The sequence below is a fragment of the Polynucleobacter sp. MG-Unter2-18 genome (genome assembly GCF_018687675.1).
Lineage (GTDB): Bacteria > Pseudomonadota > Gammaproteobacteria > Burkholderiales > Burkholderiaceae > Polynucleobacter.
In genome coordinates this window covers 977,383-1,001,015 of the sequence record NZ_CP061302.1, presented here as the reverse complement: position 1 = coordinate 1,001,015, position 23,633 = coordinate 977,383, and the positions used below count along the sequence as shown (strand labels likewise).

At 46.0% G+C, this 23,633-nt stretch carries 16 protein-coding genes and 4 tRNA genes; 4 read left to right on the top strand and 16 right to left on the bottom strand.

Going from position 1 to position 23,633, the window contains the following annotated elements:
- The first annotated feature begins 9 nt into the window (after window positions 1-9).
- Window positions 10-834, top strand: coding sequence for a M48 family metallopeptidase (locus C2759_RS05275; RefSeq protein ID WP_251367038.1), 825 nt, complete (start codon window positions 10-12; stop codon window positions 832-834).
- 56 nt (window positions 835-890) lie between these two features.
- Here the strand turns inward: C2759_RS05275 and C2759_RS05270 are convergent.
- The 4 genes from C2759_RS05270 to gltX all read right to left on the bottom strand — a co-directional run bounded on the left by C2759_RS05270 (window position 891) and on the right by gltX (window position 2,700).
- A tRNA-Asp gene (locus C2759_RS05270) sits at window positions 891-967 on the bottom strand.
- Window positions 968-1,023: 56 nt separating this feature from the next.
- A tRNA-Glu gene (locus C2759_RS05265) sits at window positions 1,024-1,099 on the bottom strand.
- Window positions 1,100-1,139: 40 nt separating this feature from the next.
- Window positions 1,140-1,215 (bottom strand) — tRNA-Ala (locus C2759_RS05260).
- 81 nt (window positions 1,216-1,296) lie between these two features.
- A complete protein-coding gene (gene gltX / locus C2759_RS05255) occupies window positions 1,297-2,700 on the bottom strand; it encodes a glutamate--tRNA ligase (protein ID WP_371816915.1) in 1,404 nt (467 codons plus the stop codon).
- A 68-nt stretch (window positions 2,701-2,768) separates the two neighbouring features.
- Here gltX and C2759_RS05250 point away from each other — a divergent pair, with 68 nt between their 5' ends.
- On the top strand, window positions 2,769-3,734 hold the full coding sequence (locus C2759_RS05250) for an Hsp33 family molecular chaperone HslO (RefSeq protein WP_215356574.1): 966 nt from the start codon (window positions 2,769-2,771) through the stop codon (window positions 3,732-3,734).
- Between the two features lie 39 nt (window positions 3,735-3,773).
- Here C2759_RS05250 and ftsB read toward each other — a convergent pair whose 3' ends face one another.
- Genes ftsB through C2759_RS05230 form a run of 4 tightly spaced genes read right to left on the bottom strand, consistent with a single transcriptional unit; the run spans window position 3,774 to window position 7,976 of the window.
- On the bottom strand, window positions 3,774-4,100 hold the full coding sequence (gene ftsB / locus C2759_RS05245; protein ID WP_215356573.1) for a cell division protein FtsB: 327 nt from the start codon (window positions 4,098-4,100) through the stop codon (window positions 3,774-3,776).
- A 21-nt stretch (window positions 4,101-4,121) separates the two neighbouring features.
- A complete protein-coding gene (eno, locus tag C2759_RS05240) occupies window positions 4,122-5,408 on the bottom strand; it encodes a phosphopyruvate hydratase (protein ID WP_215356572.1) in 1,287 nt (428 codons plus the stop codon).
- A 33-nt stretch (window positions 5,409-5,441) separates the two neighbouring features.
- Complete coding sequence (gene kdsA / locus C2759_RS05235; protein ID WP_215356571.1) at window positions 5,442-6,305, bottom strand: 3-deoxy-8-phosphooctulonate synthase; 864 nt, start codon at window positions 6,303-6,305, stop codon at window positions 5,442-5,444.
- Window positions 6,306-6,314: 9 nt separating this feature from the next.
- Window positions 6,315-7,976, bottom strand: a complete 1,662-nt coding sequence (locus C2759_RS05230) for a CTP synthase (RefSeq protein ID WP_215356570.1) — start codon at window positions 7,974-7,976, stop codon at window positions 6,315-6,317.
- A gap of 386 nt (window positions 7,977-8,362) precedes the next feature.
- Between C2759_RS05230 and C2759_RS05225 the strand changes: the two genes are divergently transcribed.
- Entirely contained in the window at window positions 8,363-10,948 is a 2,586-nt protein-coding gene (locus C2759_RS05225) for a bifunctional aconitate hydratase 2/2-methylisocitrate dehydratase (protein ID WP_215356569.1), read from the top strand.
- A gap of 74 nt (window positions 10,949-11,022) precedes the next feature.
- Here C2759_RS05225 and C2759_RS05220 read toward each other — a convergent pair whose 3' ends face one another.
- From C2759_RS05220 to C2759_RS05210, 3 genes are read right to left on the bottom strand one after another with little or no spacing between them, the layout of a single operon-like run.
- Window positions 11,023-11,799 carry a spermidine synthase gene (locus C2759_RS05220; RefSeq protein WP_251367037.1) on the bottom strand — a complete coding sequence of 259 codons (777 nt, stop codon included), beginning with the start codon at window positions 11,797-11,799 and terminating at the stop codon, window positions 11,023-11,025.
- 4 nt (window positions 11,800-11,803) lie between these two features.
- Window positions 11,804-15,838 carry a phosphoribosylformylglycinamidine synthase gene (gene purL, locus C2759_RS05215; protein ID WP_215356568.1) on the bottom strand — a complete coding sequence of 1,345 codons (4,035 nt, stop codon included), beginning with the start codon at window positions 15,836-15,838 and terminating at the stop codon, window positions 11,804-11,806.
- Between the two features lie 21 nt (window positions 15,839-15,859).
- Window positions 15,860-16,540 carry an ABC transporter ATP-binding protein gene (locus C2759_RS05210; RefSeq protein WP_215356567.1) on the bottom strand — a complete coding sequence of 227 codons (681 nt, stop codon included), beginning with the start codon at window positions 16,538-16,540 and terminating at the stop codon, window positions 15,860-15,862.
- A 26-nt stretch (window positions 16,541-16,566) separates the two neighbouring features.
- Here C2759_RS05210 and C2759_RS05205 point away from each other — a divergent pair, with 26 nt between their 5' ends.
- Window positions 16,567-17,217, top strand: coding sequence for an arylesterase (locus C2759_RS05205; RefSeq protein WP_215356566.1), 651 nt, complete (start codon window positions 16,567-16,569; stop codon window positions 17,215-17,217).
- 1 nt (window position 17,218) lies between these two features.
- Here C2759_RS05205 and C2759_RS05200 read toward each other — a convergent pair whose 3' ends face one another.
- From C2759_RS05200 to clpP, 5 genes are all read right to left on the bottom strand, one after another.
- Window positions 17,219-18,685: a peptidylprolyl isomerase gene (locus C2759_RS05200; protein ID WP_215356565.1), complete on the bottom strand. Its 1,467-nt coding sequence runs from the start codon at window positions 18,683-18,685 to the stop codon at window positions 17,219-17,221.
- 106 nt (window positions 18,686-18,791) lie between these two features.
- Window positions 18,792-18,867 (bottom strand) — tRNA-Val (locus C2759_RS05195).
- Window positions 18,868-18,984: 117 nt separating this feature from the next.
- Window positions 18,985-21,417, bottom strand: a complete 2,433-nt coding sequence (gene lon, locus C2759_RS05190) for an endopeptidase La (RefSeq protein WP_215356564.1) — start codon at window positions 21,415-21,417, stop codon at window positions 18,985-18,987.
- A gap of 178 nt (window positions 21,418-21,595) precedes the next feature.
- Window positions 21,596-22,957 (bottom strand): ATP-dependent Clp protease ATP-binding subunit ClpX, encoded by a 1,362-nt coding sequence (clpX, locus tag C2759_RS05185; protein WP_215356563.1) that lies wholly within the window; start codon window positions 22,955-22,957, stop codon window positions 21,596-21,598.
- Between the two features lie 26 nt (window positions 22,958-22,983).
- Window positions 22,984-23,613 (bottom strand): ATP-dependent Clp endopeptidase proteolytic subunit ClpP, encoded by a 630-nt coding sequence (gene clpP / locus C2759_RS05180; protein WP_046330168.1) that lies wholly within the window; start codon window positions 23,611-23,613, stop codon window positions 22,984-22,986.
- Window positions 23,614-23,633 lie beyond the last annotated feature (20 nt).

Sequence of the window (23,633 nt, the reverse complement as noted above, 5' to 3'; positions counted from 1 at the left end):
GGATTTCATTTGAGCATTCGCATCTCTCTGATCCTTGCATTTGTCGTTTTACTATCGGCGTGCGCCAACACAACCCGCTCGGGAGCTGTTGGCGTTAACCGATCTCAATTCATGATGGCTTCATCAGAAGAAGTTAATCGTATCTCTGCGGTAAGTTATAACGAGCAGAATCAAAAGGCAAAAGAGAAAAATATACTCGTTACTTCTGGGCCTACCTACGAACGATTGAAGTTCATTGCAAATAGGTTGATCCCACAGACCGAGGCATTTCGAGATGACACCAAGCAATGGGATTGGCGGCTCACCTTAATTGATGCACCCATTCTGAATGCCACTTGTGCTCCCGGAGGAAAGATCACTTTCTACACCGGAATTATTGAGCAGCTGAATTTAAATGATGATGAAATTGCAGCCATCATGGGCCATGAAATCGCTCATGCCTTAAGAGAGCATGGTCGGGAGCGAGTATCCCAAGCAACCGCACAAAGCGTATTGGTAAATATTGCTATGGCTGTAGCTGGTCCTTATGGCTCAGCAGTGAGCGCAGCAAACCAAGTTGCCCAATACGCAATTGTTTTGCCAAACTCTAGAGAGAATGAATCAGAAGCAGATGCAATTGGATTAGAGCTTGCAGCAAGAGCGGGTTATAACCCCATGGGCGCAATTAGCGTTTGGCAAAAAATGTTGAAGGCAACCAAAGGTAAAAGTTCTCCAGAGTTCTTATCCACCCACCCTTCTGGTGAAACCCGAATAGAACAACTCACTGCGCTCATGCCGGCAGTAGAGCCTTTGTATAAAGCGGCACCAAAACCACCGCCCATGAAAAAGCTTTAAAAAAGATGAAGTAGAAATAGAAAAAGCCCCTTATGCAGGGGCTTTCTAAACTAACTTGGCGGAGCGGACGGGACTCGAACCCGCGACCCTCGGCGTGACAGGCCGATATTCTAACCAACTGAACTACCGCTCCAATTACATCGATTGCTACTTGTGTCACTTCTTACTGCTCACAACTAGCCAAAATTTTGGCGTCCCCAGGGGGATTCGAACCCCCGTACTCACCGTGAAAGGGTGATGTCCTAGGCCTCTAGACGATGGGGACCTGGACTACTACTAAAACTAATGCTGCCATTCTAAATGCTTGGTGGAGATAAGCGGGATCGAACCGCTGACCTCTTGCATGCCATGCAAGCGCTCTCCCAGCTGAGCTATACCCCCGTAATCTCGTTAAAACTCTACAAGACACTCAAAACAATCCAAGATTTTATCCTATTTTTGTAGGAGGAGGCAAGTTCTGGTTTAGACCACCTTAGAAAGCCTTGCTACCGCCTCATTCTTACCTATTACTAGCAAGACGGAGTCAATGGCTGGCGTCTGTGTAGTTGCAAATAAAGCGTAACGCACAGGCATTGCTAATGCTGGCATTTTGATCTGATGCTTGGCTAATACTTCTTTAAAGGCTGCCCCGTAAGCTGCTTTTGTATGCTCAGCAGATTGAATGGCTTCAATCAAATCCTTTAGGGCGGGAATAATTTCAGCTGGGATATTTTCTGCAATTTGCTCACTGCTATGAGCGGGTGCCGGTAAATAGAACAGCTTGGCACCTTCCGCAATTTCAATCAGCGTATTGGCACGATCTTTTAGTAGTGCAACTACTTGAACAAAGTCCGGACCATTTTCTGTATCGATGCCAAGTTCATGTGCGAATGGTTTAGTCGCCTCTGCCAAATCTGCAGGATCTGCATTCTGAATATATTGATGGTTAAGCCAGAGTAGTTTTTCGGGATTATGTTGTGCTGGTGATCGACCAAGACTGCCTAAGTCAAACCAATTGACAAACTGCTCTTTGGTAAAAACTTCTGCATCGCCATGTGACCAACCTAGTCTTGCTAGGTAATTCAGAATAGCTTCAGGTAAGTAGCCCGCCTTTTGATAATCACGCACACTCATGGCGCCATTACGCTTACTCATTTTTTCACCAGAGTCGTTTAAGACCGTTGGTAAATGGGCATATACCGGCGGTGTACCACCGAGCGCCTTCATGATGTTGATTTGGCGTGGCGTGTTGTTAACATGGTCATCACCACGAATCACATGGGTGATATTCATATCAAGGTCATCCACTACAACGCAGAAGTTATAGGTTGGGGTGCCATCAGGACGGGCAATGACTAAATCATCTAACTCATCATTGCTAATTTCGATCTTGCCCTTAACTGCATCTTCCCAAATCACGGATCCGCCAATGGGATTCTTGAAGCGAATCACCGGCAAAACACCTTCTGGTATTTCCGGCAGAGTTTTACCCGACTCAGGACGCCATTGGCCGTTGTAGCGTGGCTTTTCTTTATTGGCCATTTGTTGGTCACGCAGCTTATTCAATTCTGCTTCACTCATATAGCAAGGGTAAGCCAGGCCAGCATCGAGCATTTGCTTTACAACCGCACGATAACGATCAATACGCTGCATTTGATAAATTGGGCCTTCGTCTAAATCGAGGCCAAGCCATGCCATGCCCTCAATAATGACGTCGACAGCCTCCTGTGTGGAGCGCTCCACATCGGTATCTTCGATGCGCAAGATAAAGTCACCCTGGTTATGGCGAGCAAAGGCCCAAGGATATAAAGCACTGCGAAGGTTGCCCAAGTGAATGAAGCCCGTTGGACTGGGGGCGAAGCGTGTTCTTATATGCATAAACAGCATTATCTCAGGTCGGCTTTAGATTTGATGATTTGGCACTCTGATCATCAAAAAAGTGGATACTTTCACTTATGAACGAATTACTTGTATTTATGTGTGATGGCGCCCCGGTGCGCGGGGAAATTGTTTCCATTAGTACCGCCTGGCAGGCTGTATTAGAGCGTCGTAATGATCCTCCTGTAGTCAGGCGAATCCTGGGTGATTTTGTGGGTGCAGCGACCCTGTTGAGTGCCAGCCTTAAATTTGATGGCACTTTGATTATTCAGGCTCAAAGTAAAGGCCCTATTCAGCTTCTTGTGGTGGAGTGCAAGTCCGACCTAACCATGCGAGCTACTGTAAAGCTATCTGTAGACCCTGCCAGCATTGATCCTAATGCCACCCTCGGTGAGCTACTAGATGCCGACAATTCTGGGCGTCTAGTCATCACCCTAGACCCATCTGACCGTCAACCCGGTCAACCGCCCTACCAAGGCATCGTCGCCCTACAAGAGCATCGTGGCACCGTTATTAAGCCTGTTACTAGCGCTGCAGAAGCTATTGCTCTGTATATGCAAAACTCAGAGCAATTAGATACCCGCATTTGGCTGGCATCTAATGACACCCATGTTGGCGGATTGCTATTGCAGCGATTACCGGATTCGGGGGGTCATGCCCATCTGGATCCTCAACTTGCGGCTGAAGGTTGGACCAGAATTCAGACCCTGGGTGAAACGATTACCAATGAAGAATTACTCACGCTCTCGCCGGATACCATTCTTCGTCGCCTCTTTTTGGAGGAGTCAACCGAAAGCGGTGTTCGAAGTTTCCCGCCTCGCCCTGTTCGCTTTAGCTGCCGCTGTTCACGCACCAAAGTAGCTGATATTTTGAGAATGCTGGGCGAAGAAGAGGTTGAAAGTATTCTTGCAGAGCAAGGTGCGGTAGAAACTGAGTGCGATTTTTGCGCTAAAGCCTATCGCTTTGATGCAGTTGATTGCAGGCAAGTCTTTAAAACAGATTTATTGGCAGATGCTACGAGACCACCATCCAGCGGGCATTAAGCGATTTGATGGCTAAGTTACTGCTTAGTTACTACTTCGTTACTGCTTCGTTGTTGATGGCTTTACGACATCAGCAGCATTGGAGGTAGATCTTTCAGACGGCAGAATTTGCACAAAGAATTCTCCTTCTTTTAGCATGCCGTGCTCAACACGAGCCCGCTCCTCAATCGCACGGCTACCCTCTTTTAAATCTTTAACGTCGCCAGTGAGCTTGGCATTACGCAAGCTTAGTAGGCTATTTTTAGCCTGTTGCAACTCAAGCTGCTTCTCCATCTCGTATACCTTCAGCCATCCACCCTTACCCAACCAAAGTGGGTACTGTATTGCGATTAGCAATAGCAGCATCGAGTAGATGACAAGGCGCATGAGCTAAAAGCTAGCTAGTGATTAGCGTTTCAGGTTATAGAAAACGGACTTACCTGGATAAGTAGCAACATCACCCAAGTCTTCTTCAATGCGTAACAACTGGTTATATTTAGCAATGCGATCAGAGCGGGACAAAGAGCCAGTCTTAATTTGGCCAGCATTCGTACCAACGGCAATATCAGCAATGGTGCTGTCTTCTGTTTCACCAGAGCGATGAGAAATGACGGCCGTGTAATTGGCGCGCTTAGCCATTTCAATCGCAGCAAAGGTCTCAGTTAAGGTACCAATTTGATTAATCTTGATTAAGATAGAGTTAGCAATCCCTTTCTCAATACCTTCCTTGAGAATACGCGTGTTGGTAACAAAGAGATCATCACCAACCAATTGAATCTTCTTGCCCAATTTTTGAGTAATGTCAGCCCATCCGTCCCAATCACTCTCATGCATGCCATCTTCAATCGATACGATTGGAAATTGATCAGCCAAGTTACCAAGGTAGTCCGAGAATTCGCTTGAAGAAAGTTGCAAGCCTTCGCCTGCCAGGTGGTACTTACCATCTTTATAGAATTCACTAGCGGCACAATCCAAGGCCAGCAAGACATCTTCACCAGCTTGATAACCGGCACCTTCAATTGCCTTCATGATGGTTTGCAAGCACTCTTGATTGCTCTTGAAATTGGGTGCAAAGCCACCCTCATCTCCAACAGTGGTTGGCATGCCTTGGGCGCCCAAAATCTTTTTCAACTCGTGAAAAATTTCAGCGCCGCAACGCAAGGCTTCACGGAAGCTTTGCGCCCCTACTGGCATCACCATGAATTCCTGTATATCAAGACTATTATTTGCGTGAGCACCGCCATTAACAATATTCATCATTGGCACAGGTAACTGCATACCACCTGAGCCACCAAAGTAGCGATACAAAGGCAAGCCGGCCTCTTCTGCAGCAGCGCGTGCCACAGCCATAGAAACTGCCAAGGTTGCATTAGCACCTAAGCGCGCCTTGTTATGAGTGCCATCTAACTCGATCAAAGTGTGATCTAAGAAAGCCTGTTCACTTGCATCAAGACCCAAGATCGATTCAGCGATCTCGATATTGATATTTTGAACAGCCTTAAGTACACCTTTACCGAGGTAACGGGCCTTATCGCCATCACGTAGCTCAATAGCTTCACGTGAACCGGTCGATGCGCCTGAAGGTACTGCTGCACGACCCATCACACCAGACTCAAGCAATACATCGCATTCAACGGTGGGATTGCCGCGTGAATCTAAAACTTCTCTACCGATAATGTCAACAATGGCGCTCATGCACCTTCTCCTAAATGAAATGAATATGGGGTGTTACTTAAAGCTGTCTTCTAAAAATGAACCGGGCTTCTTCACAACGGAATCAATCGCAAGCAAAGACTCAAGCAATTCTTTCATGCGGTTTAAAGGCACAGCATTTGGACCATCCGAAAGCGCCTTAGCTGGATCCGGGTGCGTTTCCATAAATAAGCCGCTGATACCAACCGCAACAGCAGCGCGAGCTAGTACGGGAACAAATTCACGTTGACCACCACTGGAATTGCCTTGCCCACCAGGAAGCTGAACTGAATGGGTCGCATCAAATACCACTGGTGCTTTTGCTTCTCGCAAAATGGCCAAACTACGCATATCAGAAACTAAGTTGTTGTAGCCAAATGAAGCGCCACGCTCGCAAACCATAAACTGATCTGGAAGATTTGCCTCGGCTGCAGCAGCGCGTGCTTTATCAATTACGTTGAGCATTTCATGGGGGGATAAAAATTGCCCCTTCTTGAAATTGACTGGCTTACCACTTTGGGCGCAAGCTCGAATGAAATCCGTTTGCCTACACAAGAAAGCTGGCGTTTGAAGTACATCAACTACTTTCGATACCGGCGCAATTTCGCTGATGTCATGGATATCAGTCAATACCGGCACACCAATATCACGCTTCACCCGAGCCAGAATCTCAAGACCCTTTTCCATGCCCAAGCCCCGAAAAGAAGTTCCGGAGGAGCGATTGGCTTTATCAAAGGAAGACTTGTAAATAAATGGAATACCTAGCGCAGCAGTAATCTCTTTGAGCTCACCTGCAATATCTAAGGCGGATTGCTCAGACTCGATGACACAAGGACCTGCAATCAAAAAGAAGCGATGGTCCAAGCCAACATCAAAACCACATAACTTAAATGCACTCATGTATTTCTCCTAGGCAACTTGCTTTTGAGTTGCAGCCTGATGAACTAATGATGCCTTGATAAACGCAGAAAATAATGGATGGCCATCACGGGGTGTCGAGGTGAACTCTGGATGGAATTGCACACCAAAGAACCACGGGTGCATAGCACTAGGCAATTCCATCATTTCAGGCAAAGACTCATTTGGAGTTCTAGCAGAAATAATGAGACCAGACTTCTCAAGACGAGGAACATAAACATTATTGACCTCATAGCGATGACGGTGACGTTCATTGACTTCATCACCATAAATCTCATGAGCTAATGTACCTGCCTTGACAGGACAGCGCTGTGCACCTAGGCGCATCGTTCCGCCTAGATCCGAATCATTGCTACGCTTCTCAACACGACCTTCTCGATCAACCCATTCTGTAATCAAGGCAACGACTGGGTTATCGGTCTCTGGGTCAAACTCAGTACTGTTAGCGTGAGCAATGTTGGCAACATGGCGTGCAAATTCGATCACGGCCAATTGCATGCCCAAGCAGATACCTAGATAGGGAACATTATTTTCACGGGCATAACGAATGGCAGCAATCTTTCCTTCGGTGCCGCGTTTACCAAATCCACCTGGAACTAAGATCGCATCTAAATTTTGCAGGCAATCGACACCATCTTTTTCAATGACTTCAGAATCAATGTAGTTGATGTTGACGCGAGTGTGATTATGAATACCTGCATGACGCAAAGCTTCGATCAATGACTTGTAAGATTCAGTTAACTCAACATACTTACCAACCATGCCAATAGTGACATCATGCTGGGGGTTGGCTAACTCATAAACCAGATTTGCCCAGACTGATAGGTCTGCAGGCTTTGCTTCAATATCCAATTCGCGACAAATTAGATCGTCCATGCCCTGTGCTTGCAGCATCTCTGGAATCTTATAGATAGTGTCGACATCCCAAACTGAGATTACCGCTTCTTCACGTACATTTGAGAAAAGAGAAATCTTGGCGCACTCGTCTTCTGGAATCGGGCGATCTGCACGACACAGAAGCACCGTCGGCATGATGCCGATTTCACGCAGTTTTTGTACAGAATGTTGAGTAGGTTTAGTTTTTAACTCACCAGCACTAGTGAGATACGGCACCAAAGTCAGGTGAACAAACGCACAGCTATGTCTTGGAAGTCGAATGCTCATTTGCCGAGCAGCTTCTAGGAATGGCAGGGACTCGATGTCGCCCACAGTTCCACCGATCTCGCAAATCGCAATGTCGGCCTGACCATCGTGACTCGCTTTAGCGCCCCGCTCTACAAAGGCTTGTATCTCATTCGTAATATGCGGAATTACTTGAACAGTTTTACCCAGGTATTCACCGCGTCGCTCTTTGCTGATTACAGATTCATAGATCTGGCCCGTGGTGAAGTTATTACTCTTACGCATCTTTGCAGAAACAAAGCGCTCGTAATGCCCTAGATCGAGGTCGGTTTCAGCGCCATCTTCAGTAACAAAGACTTCACCATGCTGAAGCGGGCTCATTGTCCCGGGGTCAACGTTGATATAAGGGTCTAATTTTAGGAGGGTGACTTTCAGGCCGCGGGATTCGAGAATCGCGGCAAGCGAGGCAGCTGCGATTCCTTTCCCTAAAGAAGAAACCACACCACCAGTGACAAAAACGTATTTGGTCATCGCTTAAGCTCTGTTGGAAAAAGTAATTATAACGATAGCGACTGAACGATTAGCAATTCAGGCCTTGCTCAGCACCTACACGGCTTGAAGACAGACAATCAGAAAATATCCAATTTATAGACTTGCATTTTTTGCAATGTGGAATGATTTATAGCCTATGAAATCGCTTCTGAGCAAGTTGAATGTCCCCTAACCCTCTTATAAAAACTTAAAATTGACTGCGTCAGCAGCGAATTAGTTTGTAATTGCCTAAATTTTAAGCAATTTAGGATATTTTTGATAATTAAGTCTTATATAAGACATGAATTTGGAATTAGAATAGAGTAATAAAGGGGCATACCCTGCTTAGATTTACTGTTGATAACTCTTACCCAATAGGAAACACAATGCTAGAAGCCTACAACGCTCAAGTTGCCGAACGCGCAGCCCTTGGAATTCCAGCCCTCCCCCTAACTAAAGATCAAACTGCTGAATTAGTGGGTTTGCTTAAGAATCCTCCGAAGGGTAAAGAGACGGAATTAGTAGAGCTCATTACCAATCGCGTACCTGCTGGAGTGGATGAAGCAGCTAAAGTGAAAGCCGAGTTTCTAGATGCTATTGCCAAGGGGACAGAGAAATCGCCATTGATTTCACGCATTAAAGCAACTGAACTCTTGGGCACCATGCTGGGTGGTTACAACATTAAGCCTTTAGTTGAATTGTTATCAGATGCTGAGTGTGCAGCCAGTGCAGCAGCAGCATTGAAAAAGACCTTATTGATGTTTGACTATTTTCATGATGTTCAGGAATTGGCGGAAAAAGGTAATGCGCAAGCTAAAGCAGTCATGCAAAGCTGGGCTGATGCTGAATGGTTTACAAGTCGCACAGCTGTTCCAGAGAGCATGAAGCTGACTGTATTTAAAGTAACCGGTGAAACCAATACTGACGATCTGTCCCCTGCGCCTGACGCATGGAGCCGTCCAGATATTCCATTGCATGCAACGATCATGTTAAAGAACCCGCGTCCAGGCATTGAACCAGACGAGGTTGGTGTGCGTGGACCAATGAAACAAATTGAAGCTCTCCAGAAAAAAGGCAATCAAATTGCCTATGTTGGTGACGTAGTGGGTACAGGATCTTCGCGTAAATCCGCAACGAATTCGGTGTTGTGGTGGACAGGTCAAGATATTCCGTTTGTTCCAAACAAGCGCTTTGGTGGTGTTTGCTTAGGCGCAAAGATTGCCCCGATCTTCTTTAATACGATGGAAGATGCTGGTGCATTGCCTGTTGAGCTAGATGTTTCTGATATGAATATGGGTGATGAAATTGAATTACGTCCATACGAAGGTAAGGCCTTTAAAAACGGTAAAGAAATTGCTTCTTTCTCACTGAAGTCACCAGTTATTTTGGATGAAGTTCGTGCAGGTGGTCGTATTCCTCTAATTGTCGGCCGTGGCCTCACAGCTAAAGCGCGTGCAGCCTTAGGTTTACCAGCATCTACAGAATTCCGCATTCCCGTTAGCCCGCCTGATAACAAGAAGGGCTTCACCTTGGCGCAGAAGATGGTTGGTCGCGCTTGTGGATTGCCAGAAGGTCAAGGCGTACGTCCAGGCACTTATTGTGAGCCGCACATGACTACTGTAGGTTCGCAAGACACCACTGGTCCAATGACCCGCGATGAATTAAAAGATCTTGCTTGCCTAGGCTTTTCCGCTGACTTAGTCATGCAATCTTTCTGTCACACTTCTGCTTATCCAAAACCAGTAGACATTCGCACTCACCATGAATTGCCAGCGTTTATGACCAATCGTGGTGGCGTTTCATTACGGCCAGGTGATGGTGTCATTCACAGCTGGTTAAATCGTTTACTCATGCCAGATACTTGTGGCACTGGTGGCGATAGCCACACTCGTTTTCCTATCGGAATCTCTTTCCCTGCCGGCTCTGGCTTAGTTGCTTTTGCTGCCGCCACTGGTGTAATGCCTTTGGATATGCCTGAGTCTGTATTGATCCGCTTTAAAGGCAAAATGCAGCCTGGCATTACTTTGCGCGATATGGTTAATGCAATTCCTTTATATGCAATCAAAAAAGGTTTGTTAACGGTTGAGAAGCAAGGTAAGAAAAACATTTTCTCTGGCCGTATTCTAGAAATTGAAGGTTTGCCTGACCTGAAAGTTGAGCAAGCATTTGAATTATCAGATGCCTCGGCTGAACGTTCTGCTGGCGGTTGTGCCGTTCAATTAAGCAAAGAGCCGATCATTGAATACATGCGCTCCAACATCACGTTAATGAAGTGGATGATTGCCAATGGCTACGAAGATAAGCGTACTTTAGGCCGTCGTATTAAAGCAATGGAAGCTTGGATTGCTAAGCCTGAATTGCTCAAAGCCGATGCTGATGCTGACTATGCTGAGATTATCGAAATTGATATGAGTGATATCAAAGAACCCATCTTAGCCTGCCCTAACGACCCGGATGATGTGAAGTTCTTATCTGAAGTATCTGGCGAGAAAATCGATGAAGTATTTATTGGTTCATGCATGACTAACATTGGCCACTTCCGTGCTGCCGGTCAGGTTCTTCAGGGCAAAAAAGATATGCCTACCCGACTTTGGGTTGCACCACCAACTAAGATGGATCAGATGATTCTGACCGAGGAAGGTTATTACGGCATTCTGGGAGCTACTGGTGCTCGCATGGAAACTCCGGGTTGCTCACTCTGTATGGGTAACCAGGCGCAGATCCGTAAAGGTTCAACAGCAGTTTCTACCTCGACACGTAATTTCCCAAATCGCTTAGGTATTGATACTCGTGTCTACCTCGCTTCTGCGGAGCTCTCAGCCGTAGCTGCACTCTTGGGTCGTCTACCAACTCCGCAAGAATATTTCGAGCAAGTAGAATCCTTGAATGCTAAAGCTGGTGAAGTGTATAAGTACATGAACTTTGACAAGATTAAGTCATTTAGTGATGTTGCAGACACAGTCACAATTTAAATCAAATCAGCCCTGAATCTGAGGGCAACAAAAAAGGCGATCAACCGATCGCCTTTTTTCATATCCCGCTTGCTTTAGATCGATAGCTTATTTTCTTGATGCGCATTTTCACGATTCAACCCAGATACCCAGGTGTTGGTTGGCAAGCCCGTTTTTTCCATAATCAGTTTGGCACGCTTAGAAACCTCTTTCCACTCTACATCCAGAAGTGGACCTTTAAAAGCAATTGCCACCACATTGCAATCATGCGATTCCGGGAACAACAGAACTCGGTTATCAAATGCTTCGCAGATATTATTGAGATTGATATCAAAACTCTTATGGCTTGAGAATAAGTTCACTGTTAACACACCAGGTGATCTCAGGATATCAAAACAGCCTTTATAAAAATCCAAGGAACTCGCAGATGGGCCGTCACAAATTGCATCGTAGAGGTCCACTTGAGCCGCATCAAAGTAGTTTTGATATTTGGTGTTCTTCACAAAGGTTTTTGCATCAGCTTGAAGTGTCTCAAGACGCCGATCATCAGAAGGTGTGAAAAACATACTTCTAGCAGAAACAATCACAGCAGGATTGAGTTCAACGACGGTAGTTTTGACCGCAGGACAATAGCGATGCGTAAACTTGGTGAGAGCACCAGTGCCAAGCCCAAGTTGAGCAACACGCATACCTGGCTTGGTCTCCAGGAATAGCAACCATGCCATCATCTGCTGGTTGTATTCCAGATAAATCTCATCCGGATCACGGATGCGCATGGCGCCTTGAATTAATTCACTGCCAAAATGCAAATAACGCACTCCACCGCTCTCAGAAAACGTGACCGGCTCCATAGCCATAGATGTATCTGACATTGGCTTATTTAGCCCAGACTCTCGCATTGCGAAATAAGCGCATCCAAGGACTCGCTCCATCGGGCGCGTCCAACCATTCCTTTGGAGCCCAACTCATTTGCACGGTCCGGAATACTCGCTCAGGGTGCGGCATCATCACAGTAAATCGCCCATCCGGAGTAGTAACCCCTGTCAAGCCACCAGGCGAACCATTTGGGTTCATTGGGTAGATTTCAGTTGGACTACCTTGATGATCTACAAATCGTAGTGCAGCTAGCCCTTGTTTCTGTAGAGCCTCTAAGTTACCTTGCTGGCTAAAATTAGCAAAACCTTCGCCGTGCGCAATAGCAATTGGCAACTTGCTGCCTGTCATGCCTTGCGTAAAGATTGATGGTGAAGCCATTACCTCAGCCATGACCAAGCGAGCTTCATATTGTTCAGACTGATTGCGCGTAAATTTAGGCCAAGCTTCTGCGCCTGGAATAATGCCTGCAAGATTGCTCATCATTTGACAGCCATTACAAACACCTAACGCAAAGCTATCTTGGCGGCTAAAGAATGTAGAAAACTGATCGCGCAGTTGACTGTTGAATAGAATGGTCTTGGCCCAGCCTTCACCAGCCCCTAAGACATCTCCGTAACTGAATCCACCACAGGCAACCAGACCACGGAAATCATCTAACTTGGATTTACCAGAAAGCAAATCTGACATGTGCACGTCATAACTATCAAAACCTGCCCAGTTCATGGCGTAAGCCATCTCAACATGAGAGTTCACGCCCTGCTCACGCAAGATGGCAACTTTAGGTCGGGCATTCTGATTGATAAATGGTGCCGCAACATCATCCGTAATGTCAAAAGTTAACTTGGGAGACATTCCTGTATCAGCAACCTGATCGAGTAGCGAAAACTCGCTGTCAGCGCAGTCGGGATTATCGCGCAAGCGCGCAATTTGGTAGCTCGTATTAGCCCACATCTTTTGAAGAACTTCTCGTGGCTCTGCAAAAATATTCTTAGCATCACGCCAAATTTCAAGACGGCCGTTGGTATTAGGCTTTGCAATTACATGGCTGTAAGCGCTGAGATTTAATTTGCGTAAAACCGCAAACACCGCATCACGATCCGCTTTACGAATCTGAATCACTGCACCAAGCTCTTCGTTAAATAAGGCGCGCATGGTCTGTTCGTGACGAAGTCCAGATACTTGTTGTGCCCAGTTCTTAGCGTCACCCCAATCTGCTTCTTGACCAACATCTACCGCAATCATGTCGACATTCACGGAGATACCAGTGTGAGATACAAAAGCCATCTCTGCGATACAGGCAAATAATCCACCATCAGAGCGATCGTGATATGCCAATAATTGATTGTCTTTACGCAACTCGATCATCGCCTCAGCCAAGGCTTTGAGATCTTCTGAGTAATCTACATTGGGAGCTGATTTACCAGACTGATTGAGCACTTGCGCCAGGATGCTTCCAGCCATACGATTTTTACCGCGGCCCAAATCAATCAAAATCAATTCAGTCTCTAAGGCTGTACCAGACTCATCGTGCAGTTTTAACAAAGGCGTTGTGGTTTTACGAACGTCTTGAACTGCTGCAAAAGCAGAGATGATGAGTGAAACTGGAGAAACGACCTTTTTAGCTTGATCACCCTCTTGCCATGCTGTTGCCATGGATAAGGAATCTTTGCCAACTGGAATAGAAATTCCTAGCGCTGGACATAAATCCATACCAATCGCTTGAACTGAGTCATATAGCTTTGCATCCTCACCAGGTGATCCACAAGCGGCCATCCAGTTAGCAGAAAGCTTAACATCCTCTAAGCGGCGAATATCTGCAGCTAATAAGTTGGTAATGGCTTCACCTACCGCCATTTTGGCTGCAGCGGGTGCATCGATCACAGCTAGTGGAGTGCGCTCACCCATGGACATTGCTTCACCGTGATAGCCTTTGTAATCCATCAAGGTAACGGCACAATCAGCCACAGGTACTTGCCAAGGACCTACAAAAGGGTCGCGTGCGTTAAGACCACCGACGGTACGATCACCGATAGTGATTAAGAATGATTTGCTGGCAACAGTAGGCTGCTGTAGAACCCAAGCAATGCATTGCGCGAGATCAGCGTCAGTGACATCTAACTCTTCGAATTCTTGAGCAACGCGCTTAACATCACGATGCATCCGTGGAGGCTTCCCAAGCAAGACTTCCATTGGCATATCGATCGGCATGGCAGCATCACTACCAGCAACTTCTTTGCTATCGCTTAACTGAAGTTGACGTTCTGTTGTCGCTTCACCAACAACGGCAAATGGGCAACGCTCACGTTCACATAGCAACTTGAAAAGCTCCAAGTCTTTAGCTTCAATTGCTAGGACATAGCGCTCTTGAGATTCATTGCACCAAATTTCTGCAGGACTCATACCGCTCTCTTCTAGCGGCACTTTTCGTAATTGAAATTGCGCACCCAATCCAGCGCCATCAGCAAGCTCTGGGAATGCATTGGATATTCCTCCAGCACCAACGTCATGAATCGAAACAATTGGGTTATTCGTGCCCATAGCGATACAAGAGTTGATCACCTCTTGCGCGCGACGTTCCATTTCTGGATTACCACGTTGAACTGAATCAAAATCTAAATCTGCAGTGTTAGTTCCGGTTGCAACAGAACTACCCGTTGCACCACCCATACCAATACGCATACCGGGACCACCCAATTGAATAAACAAGTGGCCTGCTTTAATTTGTTTCTTTGCCGTATGGATTGAATCAATACTGCCAATACCGCCCGCAATCATGATGGGCTTGTGGTAACCGCGACGAACACCCTCTAAGGTTTGCTCAAATACGCGGAAATAACCACCCAAAATAGGTCGACCGAATTCATTATTAAATGCAGCGCCGCCCAATGGGCCATCAATCATAATTTGGAGTGGTTTAGCAATGCGCTCAGGCTTGCCGTATTTCTCGGTCTCCCATGGTAAATCAGTGCCCGGGATATTGAGGTTGGATACAGTAAAGCCAGTGAGACCTGCCTTAGGGCGTCCACCTATACCTGTTGCACCCTCATCTCGAATCTCACCACCAGCACCAGTAGATGCGCCTGGGAACGGTGCAATTGCTGTAGGGTGGTTATGTGTCTCTACCTTCATCAAGGTATGAACTAGTCGCGTGTCTTTTTCGTAACGACGATCTTGACCTTTGGCTGACCAAGTTTCCGATTCAGCCCCGACCATCACAGCTGAGTTGTCTGAGTAGGCAACGATGGTACCTTCAGGCTGTAGTTGGTGCGTATTACGGATCATCGCAAATAAAGATTTATCCTGATCATCACCATCAATCGTCCAGCTGGAATTAAATATCTTGTGACGACAATGCTCACTGTTCGCCTGAGCAAACATAATCAATTCAACATCACTGGGATTGCGCTCTAAGCGTATAAAGTTCTCAACTAGATAAAGTACTTCATCTTCTGAAAGAGCAAGACCAAGGTCTTGATTCGCTTTATCTAATGCAGACCTACCCTCGGTAAGCACTGGGATGCGAACAAAAGGTTTGTCAGGAAGTGATTGGTATAAAGTGCTTGCTTCATTGATGTCGCCGATCACAACTTCTGTCATTCGATCATGAAGCGCGGCTAACACCAGTTGTTGCTGTTCTGCATTGAGTGTTTTTTTACTTTGCCACGCGTATTGAACACCACGTTCAATACGCAAAATCTGAAGGCCGCACTGACGAGCGATATCTGTAGCTTTACTAGCCCATGGAGAAACTGTGCCAAAACGGGGAATCGAAATCGCAGATTGTTTATCAGCAGACTTAGTGAATAGAGAGCCACCACTCTTCATTTTCGATACAAAAGGCTGGCCGTAAGTCAGCAGACTTTCGAGCACCTCTCTGTCTTTGGTATTGAGCTCAGACTCAGACCAAATGAAATGAAGGTATTGAGCCTCAATAGACTCCAGTTGAATTCCTTGAGCAGCCAGCGAAGCTAAAAGTCGCTGTTGGCGGAAGGCAGAAAGGGCATTAGCCCCGGGCAAACAACAGAATAATGACATGCCAAGATTATAAGGTTTTGATTAGGCCAATCGTCCGCCATGCAGACTCAATTGGCGCCCACACCGAGCAGCTAAGGCTGGATCATGGGTCACCAAAACTAGTGTCGAAGAATTCTCCCGATTTAGCTCAAAAAGGAGCTCAATCACCCTATTACCGCTGGCCTCATCTAGACTTCCGGTGGGTTCATCGGCAAACAGAATGGCTGGCTTATTAATAAAGGCTCGAGCTAGCGCTACACGCTGCTGCTCGCCACCGGAAAGGGTTTTAGGGAAATGATTGGCTCTAGGTGTTAAGCCGACCTTTTCAAGCCAATCCAGGGCGGACAGCCTTGCTTCAGCCTGAGGATTCCCAGCGATCTCAAGAGGGAGCATCACATTCTCCAAGGCGGTCAGGTGAGGCAAGAGCTGAAATGATTGAAAAACAAAGCCAACTAACTGACCACGTAAACGGGCCCTGCCGTCCTCATCGAGCAAGTTGAGGTTTTGCCCCATAAGGTCGATTTGCCCCGCGCTTGGCAGGTCTAGTCCAGCCAGCAGACTTAATAAAGTACTTTTTCCAGAACCCGATGCCCCCACAATGGCCACACTTTCGCCTTGCTCAATCTGAAAGCTCAGCTCGTGCAAAATACTCAGGTTGCCATCAGCCGTTTTAACCAGCTTGCTCACCAGATCAGCAACAATGGAATTAGACTGTTTGTTCATGTAAAAAAGTTTTCAAGAATGGAAAAATGCAGACTCAGCTTTTAATCGCCAATAAATTCATTACAGGTCTATTTTGCCTCTTAATGAGCATTTGTTCTTGGGCTCAAGTAAAGCCCGTTATTCTGGTATTGGGTGATAGTCTATCGGCAGAATATGGTCTACCGCGTGGCACTGGCTGGGTCACACTACTTGAGGCAGAGCTTGTAAAGGATAAGAGTCCTTGGAGCGTCTTTAATGCCAGTATTAGCGGTGAGACAAGCTCTGGTGGTTTAACTCGTCTACCCGCCCTCTTAAGTCAGAAAAAGCCGGGAATTGTCCTGATCGAGTTAGGTGCTAACGATGCTTTACGCGGCTTACCGGTTAATCAAACTGAAGCCAATCTACGGCAGATGGTTCAGATGAGTAAAAAAGCAGGCGCCAAGGTTTTACTCTGTGGCATTCAGATTCCCTCAAACTATGGCCAAACTTATACCAAGCAATTTAAACAACTCTATCCTCAAATAGCGAATCAAGAACAAGTTGAGCTACTACCTTTCTTCCTGGAGGGCGTTGCTACTAAAGCAGAATTATTTCAAGCAGATCGACTGCATCCAAATGTAGATGCGCAAAGCATTATCTTTAAAAACGTATGGGGCTCAATGGCCCCATACAGTAACTTGCTGAAAAAACTACCCTAGCTTAACTTCCCGCACTTCCAGCGCTTGCCTGCTTCAGTGGGTTAATCACTTTAACGCCAGCGCTATTACGCCAGTAAGCCATAAAGCCTGCAAACTCTGACTGTGCAGCCAGCGCTTGGATCTGTTGTGCTTGTGCTTTTTGAACCTTAGCATCTACCGCTGTCGGTTGACGTACCTGATCAATGCGGTAAATCGTGCTACCAACACCTGGATTCGTAACTGAAACTACAGCTGGTAATGCACTTGCATTCACGGACATGACCTCATCCATGGATGAGCCCACTAGACTACCTGGCTTGTTGCGTGAAATCCAAGTAGCACTGCCAAAACCAGCTACGTTCTTGGGATCCTTTTCAAGGGCGTCTAATTTTTCGCTAGCAGCTGAAATAGCTAGCTTCTCCGCAGCACGTTGACTTACCTGACGCTTCACTTCTGCCGCAACATCTTGATAAGGCAGAACTTGGGCTGGGTATAAGGTCACTACTCGAGCTGATACAAACACACCGGGTGCTATTTGCACGGCCTCGGTATTGCGCTTATTTTTCAGGGCCTCATCACCATAAAGTGACTGAACTACTTTGGCATTGGCTAAAGGATGATCTCTAGACACGCCAGCTGCGCCGCTACGAGTAACGCCCTTCTGGGTTTGAATGCTGAGTTTCAACTTATCTGCGGCAGGCTTCAAGCTATCAGCCTGGTCATAAGTGATATTGGCAAACTGATCTGCTTTGTCATTAAAAACCTTGGAATCCTCTTTCGGATCCGCCTTTAGCACGATGTACTCAACATCAATATATTCAGGACGTTCAAACAACTTGGCATTGGCCTCATAAAAAGCCTGCAGCTCATCAGCGCTTGGATTCACTTTGGCTAAATAATCTTTAGCGTTGAACTGCAAAGTCTGAACCTGTCTTTCAGTGTCATATAAAGATAAAACAATCTCAGATAATTTTGGGCTAGCTAACTCTGTACGAGCAACAGAATTTATTAACTGTTGAATTTTTAAATCAAAACTTTGGCCAGCATAAAACTGCTCTTCATTCATGCCATTACTAGCGAGTAATTGCTTAAAGCGCACATCATCAAATGTGCCATCTTGTCGATATAAAGCGCGAATCTGTGGAATCTTTTGCAGGCTATTAACTAACTCTTGCTTGCCTACTTGCAGACGGAGGTCGCCAATCGCAAAACCAAGAATGCGTTGTTGCAGTAACTCGTTCAGGATCGCCTGACGAAAAGGTAGGCTTTGAGCAATCTGCGCATTTCCACCAACACGCTCAGCTTGACGTTTTGCAGCAGTATCAACTTCTTGCGCAGTAATAGGCTTGCCATTGACTTTCACAATGTCAGTTTCTTTATCCATAAATTCGGAATAGCTTGAAATACCGAATAAGGCGAAAGAAGGGACGATGAACAACATCAAAACAAACTGCAGAACTCTTTGGTGTTTACGTACTGAATCAAACATGAATTAATCGCTCGAAAATAAAATTAATAACACGAGTGTACTAGGCGGAAGGACTAGAGGGAGCTAGTAAGCCTATTTGAGGGAAAACAAATGCAAATGGGGAAACTGGTGGGCGCTGACGGGATCGAACCGCCGACATTCTGCGTGTAAGGCAGACGCTCTACCATCTGAGCTAAGCGCCCCAAATTAATACAGACGAGATTGTAACCTAGTGCGGGAATAAAAGAGGGATTCTTCAACAAAGTGGGCCGTAACAAGCCGCTCAATCTGACTCAAAATCCCTCAAACATCCAATCACATCAATGCTTCAAGACCTCTCCAGAAGAAATCTTTTCATTGGCTTTGCTAGCCTCAGCGGCCTTTTTAGCAAGCTCTTCTGGCGTTGGGTCAGACAAAGCAACTGGTTTTCGCTCTAAAGCCAACTCCAAAACTTTGTCAATCCATCGTACCGGCACGATTTCAATTGCATTCTTGACGTTATCAGGGATATCAATTAAATCTTTGATGTTCTCCTCTGGAATCAATGCCAACTTGATGCCACCACGATGCGCTGCCAATAGCTTCTCTTTTAAACCACCAATCGGAAGTACCTCACCACGCAAGGTGATCTCACCTGTCATTGCCACATCTGAACGAATTGGAATTCCAGTAAATACCGATACCAAGGCAGTTGTGATGGCGATACCAGCCGACGGACCATCTTTCGGAGTCGCACCATCAGGGAAGTGAATATGAATATCTTTCTTCTCAAATGCTTCGTCAGTAATGCCAAGGGCTCTTGCTCGTGAGCGAACCACTGTCTTTGCCGCCTCTACAGACTCCTTCATGACGTCGCCAATGGAGCCTGTGCGAGTAATAACACCTTTACCAGGCATTACTGCTGCTTCGATGGTGAGCAGATCGCCACCAACTTCAGTCCAAGCTAGGCCAGTAACTTGGCCAACTTGATTCTCTTTCGCCGCAAGACCAAAGTCATACATCTTCACAGACAAGAACTTCTCTAAGTTGTCGACATTTACAGTAACTGGAGCGGCTTCTTTTTTCAGGAGGAGTAACTTCACCACCTTACGGCAAATCTTACTAATCTCTCGTTCTAGAGAACGAACACCTGCCTCACGAGTGTAATAACGAATCATGCTACGGACAGCAGATTCCTCGATCTTCAGTTCATCCTTCTTCAAGCCATTATTTTTAATTTGCTTAGGAATTAAGTAATTGATAGCAATACTCGTCTTCTCATCTTCCGTATAGCCGGCAAGGCGAATAATTTCTAAACGATCTAAAAGTGGACCGGGAATATTCAAGGAGTTCGATGTAGCAACAAACATCACATCTGAAAGATCAAAATCGACTTCAACATAGTGATCTTGGAATGTGTGATTCTGCTCAGGATCTAAGACCTCTAGCAAGGCACTTGCGGGATCTCCACGGAAATCCATACCCATCTTATCGACTTCATCCAAGAGGAATAAAGGGTTACGTACACCGACCTTAGTTAGACTAGATAAAATCTTGCCCGGCATAGAACCAATATAAGTACGACGATGTCCCCGAATTTCTGATTCATCACGAACGCCACCCAAAGCCATACGCACAAACTTGCGGTTTGTTGCGCGGGCTATCGATTGACCTAGAGAGGTTTTACCAACGCCTGGAGGCCCAACTAAGCAGAGGATCGGAGCCTTAACACGATCAACCCGTTGTTGAACCGCGAGATATTCCAAAATACGCTCTTTAACTTTATCAAGACCATAATGGTCTTCGTCCAATACTTTTTCTGCATTGGTTAAATCGTTATTGATCTTGGTTTTCTTTTTCCATGGGAGCGTCACCAAGGTATCAATGAAGTTGCGAATCACCGTTGCCTCAGCAGACATTGGTGACATCAGCTTTAACTTCTTTAGTTCAGACTCAGCCTTCTTCAATGCTTCCTTAGGCATGCGAGCAGCTTTAATGCGTTTCTCGAGTTCCTCAAGATCGGCACCCTCTTCACCCTCACCCAATTCTTTTTGAATCGCTTTAACTTGTTCGTTTAAATAGTACTCGCGCTGGCTCTTTTCCATCTGACGCTTTACACGTCCGCGAATACGCTTCTCCACTTGCAAGATGTCGATCTCGCTCTCAAGATCGGCCAGAAGACTTTCCAGTCGCTGCACGACATCCGACATCTCCAGCAAACGTTGCTTTTGCTCAAGCTTGACCGGCAGATGTGCGCAAATGGTATCGGCTAAACGACTTGGATCATCGATGCCGCCTAATGAGGAGAGAATTTCTTGAGGCACTTTTTTATTGAGCTTCACATACTGATCAAACTGAGCCATGATGGCGCGACGTAATGCTTCAGTTTCGTGAGCATCTAATGAGGACATTGCCGTTGGAGTTGCTTCACATGAGAAGTAGCCTTGGCTATCCTCCACTTGGCTTACTTCAGCACGTTGAACGCCTTCCACTAATACTTTGACAGTGCCGTCGGGCAACTTCAGCATCTGCAGAATATTGGCAATGCAGCCCACATCGTAGAGGTCTTCTACGCTAGGCTCATCTTTCGCAGCAGTCTTTTGCGCAACTAGAAGTACATTCTTACCAGTTTCCATGGCAGCTTCTAGTGCTTTGATGGATTTTGGACGTCCCACAAACAATGGAATCACCATGTGAGGAAATACCACCACATCCCTTAATGGGAGCAATGGCAGTTGAATAGGTTCAGAGGGTAGTAATAAGTGGCCAGGCATGGGGCAATTCCTCCAAAATAGTCATTCCGTAAATATCTCTAAAAATGCCGTACCACTAGATACAGTCATTATTAGAGAATAGGATACTACCTATGTGGGTGCCGCCTAGCGAAAAACAAGGGGGAAATAGGCAAAAAGTGAGTAAAAACTACTAAAAACAGCAAAAAAGTAGCAAAAATTAGGCTTTTTTACTCAATTCTGTAGATTCTTCACCTTGTTTGTAGACCAAGATGGGCTTACCGCCTTCAGCAATGGTGCTTTCATCAATGACCACCTTTTGAACATTCTTCAAAGAGGGCAGGTCATACATCACATCCATGAGGGATCCCTCAAGAATAGAACGTAGGCCACGAGCACCGGTCTTACGAGCAATGGCTTTTTTAGCAATTGCTGACAAAGCTGTTGGGCGAACTTCTAGCTCAGAGCCTTCCATCGTCAACAGAGCCTGATATTGCTTAACTAAGGCATTTTTGGGCTCAGTCAAAATCTGGATCAATGCTGCTTCATCCAATTGCGCCAAAGTGGCTACGACTGGCAATCTACCGATCAATTCAGGAATGAGGCCAAACTTAATGAGATCTTCAGGCTCTACTTCGATCAAGAGGTCGCTGATACCGCGATCGTCTTTACCTGGAACCGTGGCATTAAATCCAATACCGGTCTTTGCAGTACGCTGCTGTATGACCTTCTCAAGGCCATCGAATGCGCCACCGCAGATAAACAAAATATTAGTGGTATCGACTTGTAAGAAATCTTGATTGGGATGCTTGCGACCGCCTTGAGGTGGCACAGAAGCCATAGTGCCTTCAACTAGCTTTAGAAGCGCCTGTTGAACGCCCTCACCCGATACATCACGAGTGATAGATGGGTTATCCGATTTACGGGAGATTTTATCAATCTCATCGATATACACAATGCCACGTTGCGCTTTTTCTACGTTGTAGTCGCAAGCCTGTAACAATTTTTGAATAATATTCTCAACGTCTTCACCAACATAACCCGCTTCGGTCAAGGTAGTTGCATCAGCCATCACAAACGGCACATCCAACATACGCGCTAAGGTCTGAGCTAACAAGGTTTTGCCAGAGCCAGTTGGGCCAATCAGCAAAATATTACTTTTAGCTAATTCGACACCGTCAACCATAGCTTTAGCAGGAAGCTTAGATTCTTTTTTATCAGAAGTCTCTGCAGGCTTGCCATCTTTATCCAACTTCTCTTTTTTTGGCTTTGGTAAATACTGCAGGCGTTTGTAGTGGTTATAGACCGCTACTGCCAAAGTCTTCTTGGCATGATCTTGGCCAATCACATACTGATCCAGATTCTCGCGAATCTGATGGGGTGTCGGCAAAGAATCATCGCCCTCGAGCTTGGGTAGCTTTGATAGTTCTTCTTGAATGATGTCCGTACAAAGGTCAATACACTCATCGCAAATAAATACGGAAGGACCGGCAATCAGCTTTTTAACTTCGTGCTGACTCTTGCCGCAAAAAGAGCAATACAGAACTTTGTCTGTGCTGTTAGTAGAGTTGATATCGCTCAAAGTAGCTGTCTAAAATAAAATTCGAATTAAGGGCGCTTATCGATGACTTTATCGATCAAGCCATACTCTTGAGCCTGGTCTGCAGACATAAAGTTATCGCGATCAGTATCTTTGGCGATTGTTTCAATTGTTTGGCCTGTGCGATCAGACAAAATCTGATTTAAGCGCTCACGCAGATAGAGGATTTCACGAGCTTGGATCTCAATGTCTGAAGCTTGACCGCGTGCACCGCCTAATGGCTGATGAATCATCACGCGTGAATTCGGCAAAGCATAGCGCTTACCCTTCTCACCAGCGCACAATAAGAACGCACCCATACTTGCAGCCATACCCATACACAATGTGCTCACGTGCGGTTTGATAAATTGCATCGTGTCATAAATTGCGAGGCCAGCTGAAACGGAGCCGCCTGGAGAGTTGATGTACAGAGAGATTTCTTTATCTGGGTTCTCGCTCTCGAGGAATAGCAACTGTGCAATCACTAAGTTGGCAGTTTGATCATTCACTTCGCCAACTAAGAAAACGACGCGTTCTCTGAGTAAGCGAGAGTAAATGTCATAAGCCCTCTCGCCTCGACCAGAGGTTTCAATCACCATTGGAACTAAACCCAAACTTTTTGGCTCTAAATTCTCAGACTGGAAATGATTCTGGTTCATGTGGTCAGACCTTTATTAAT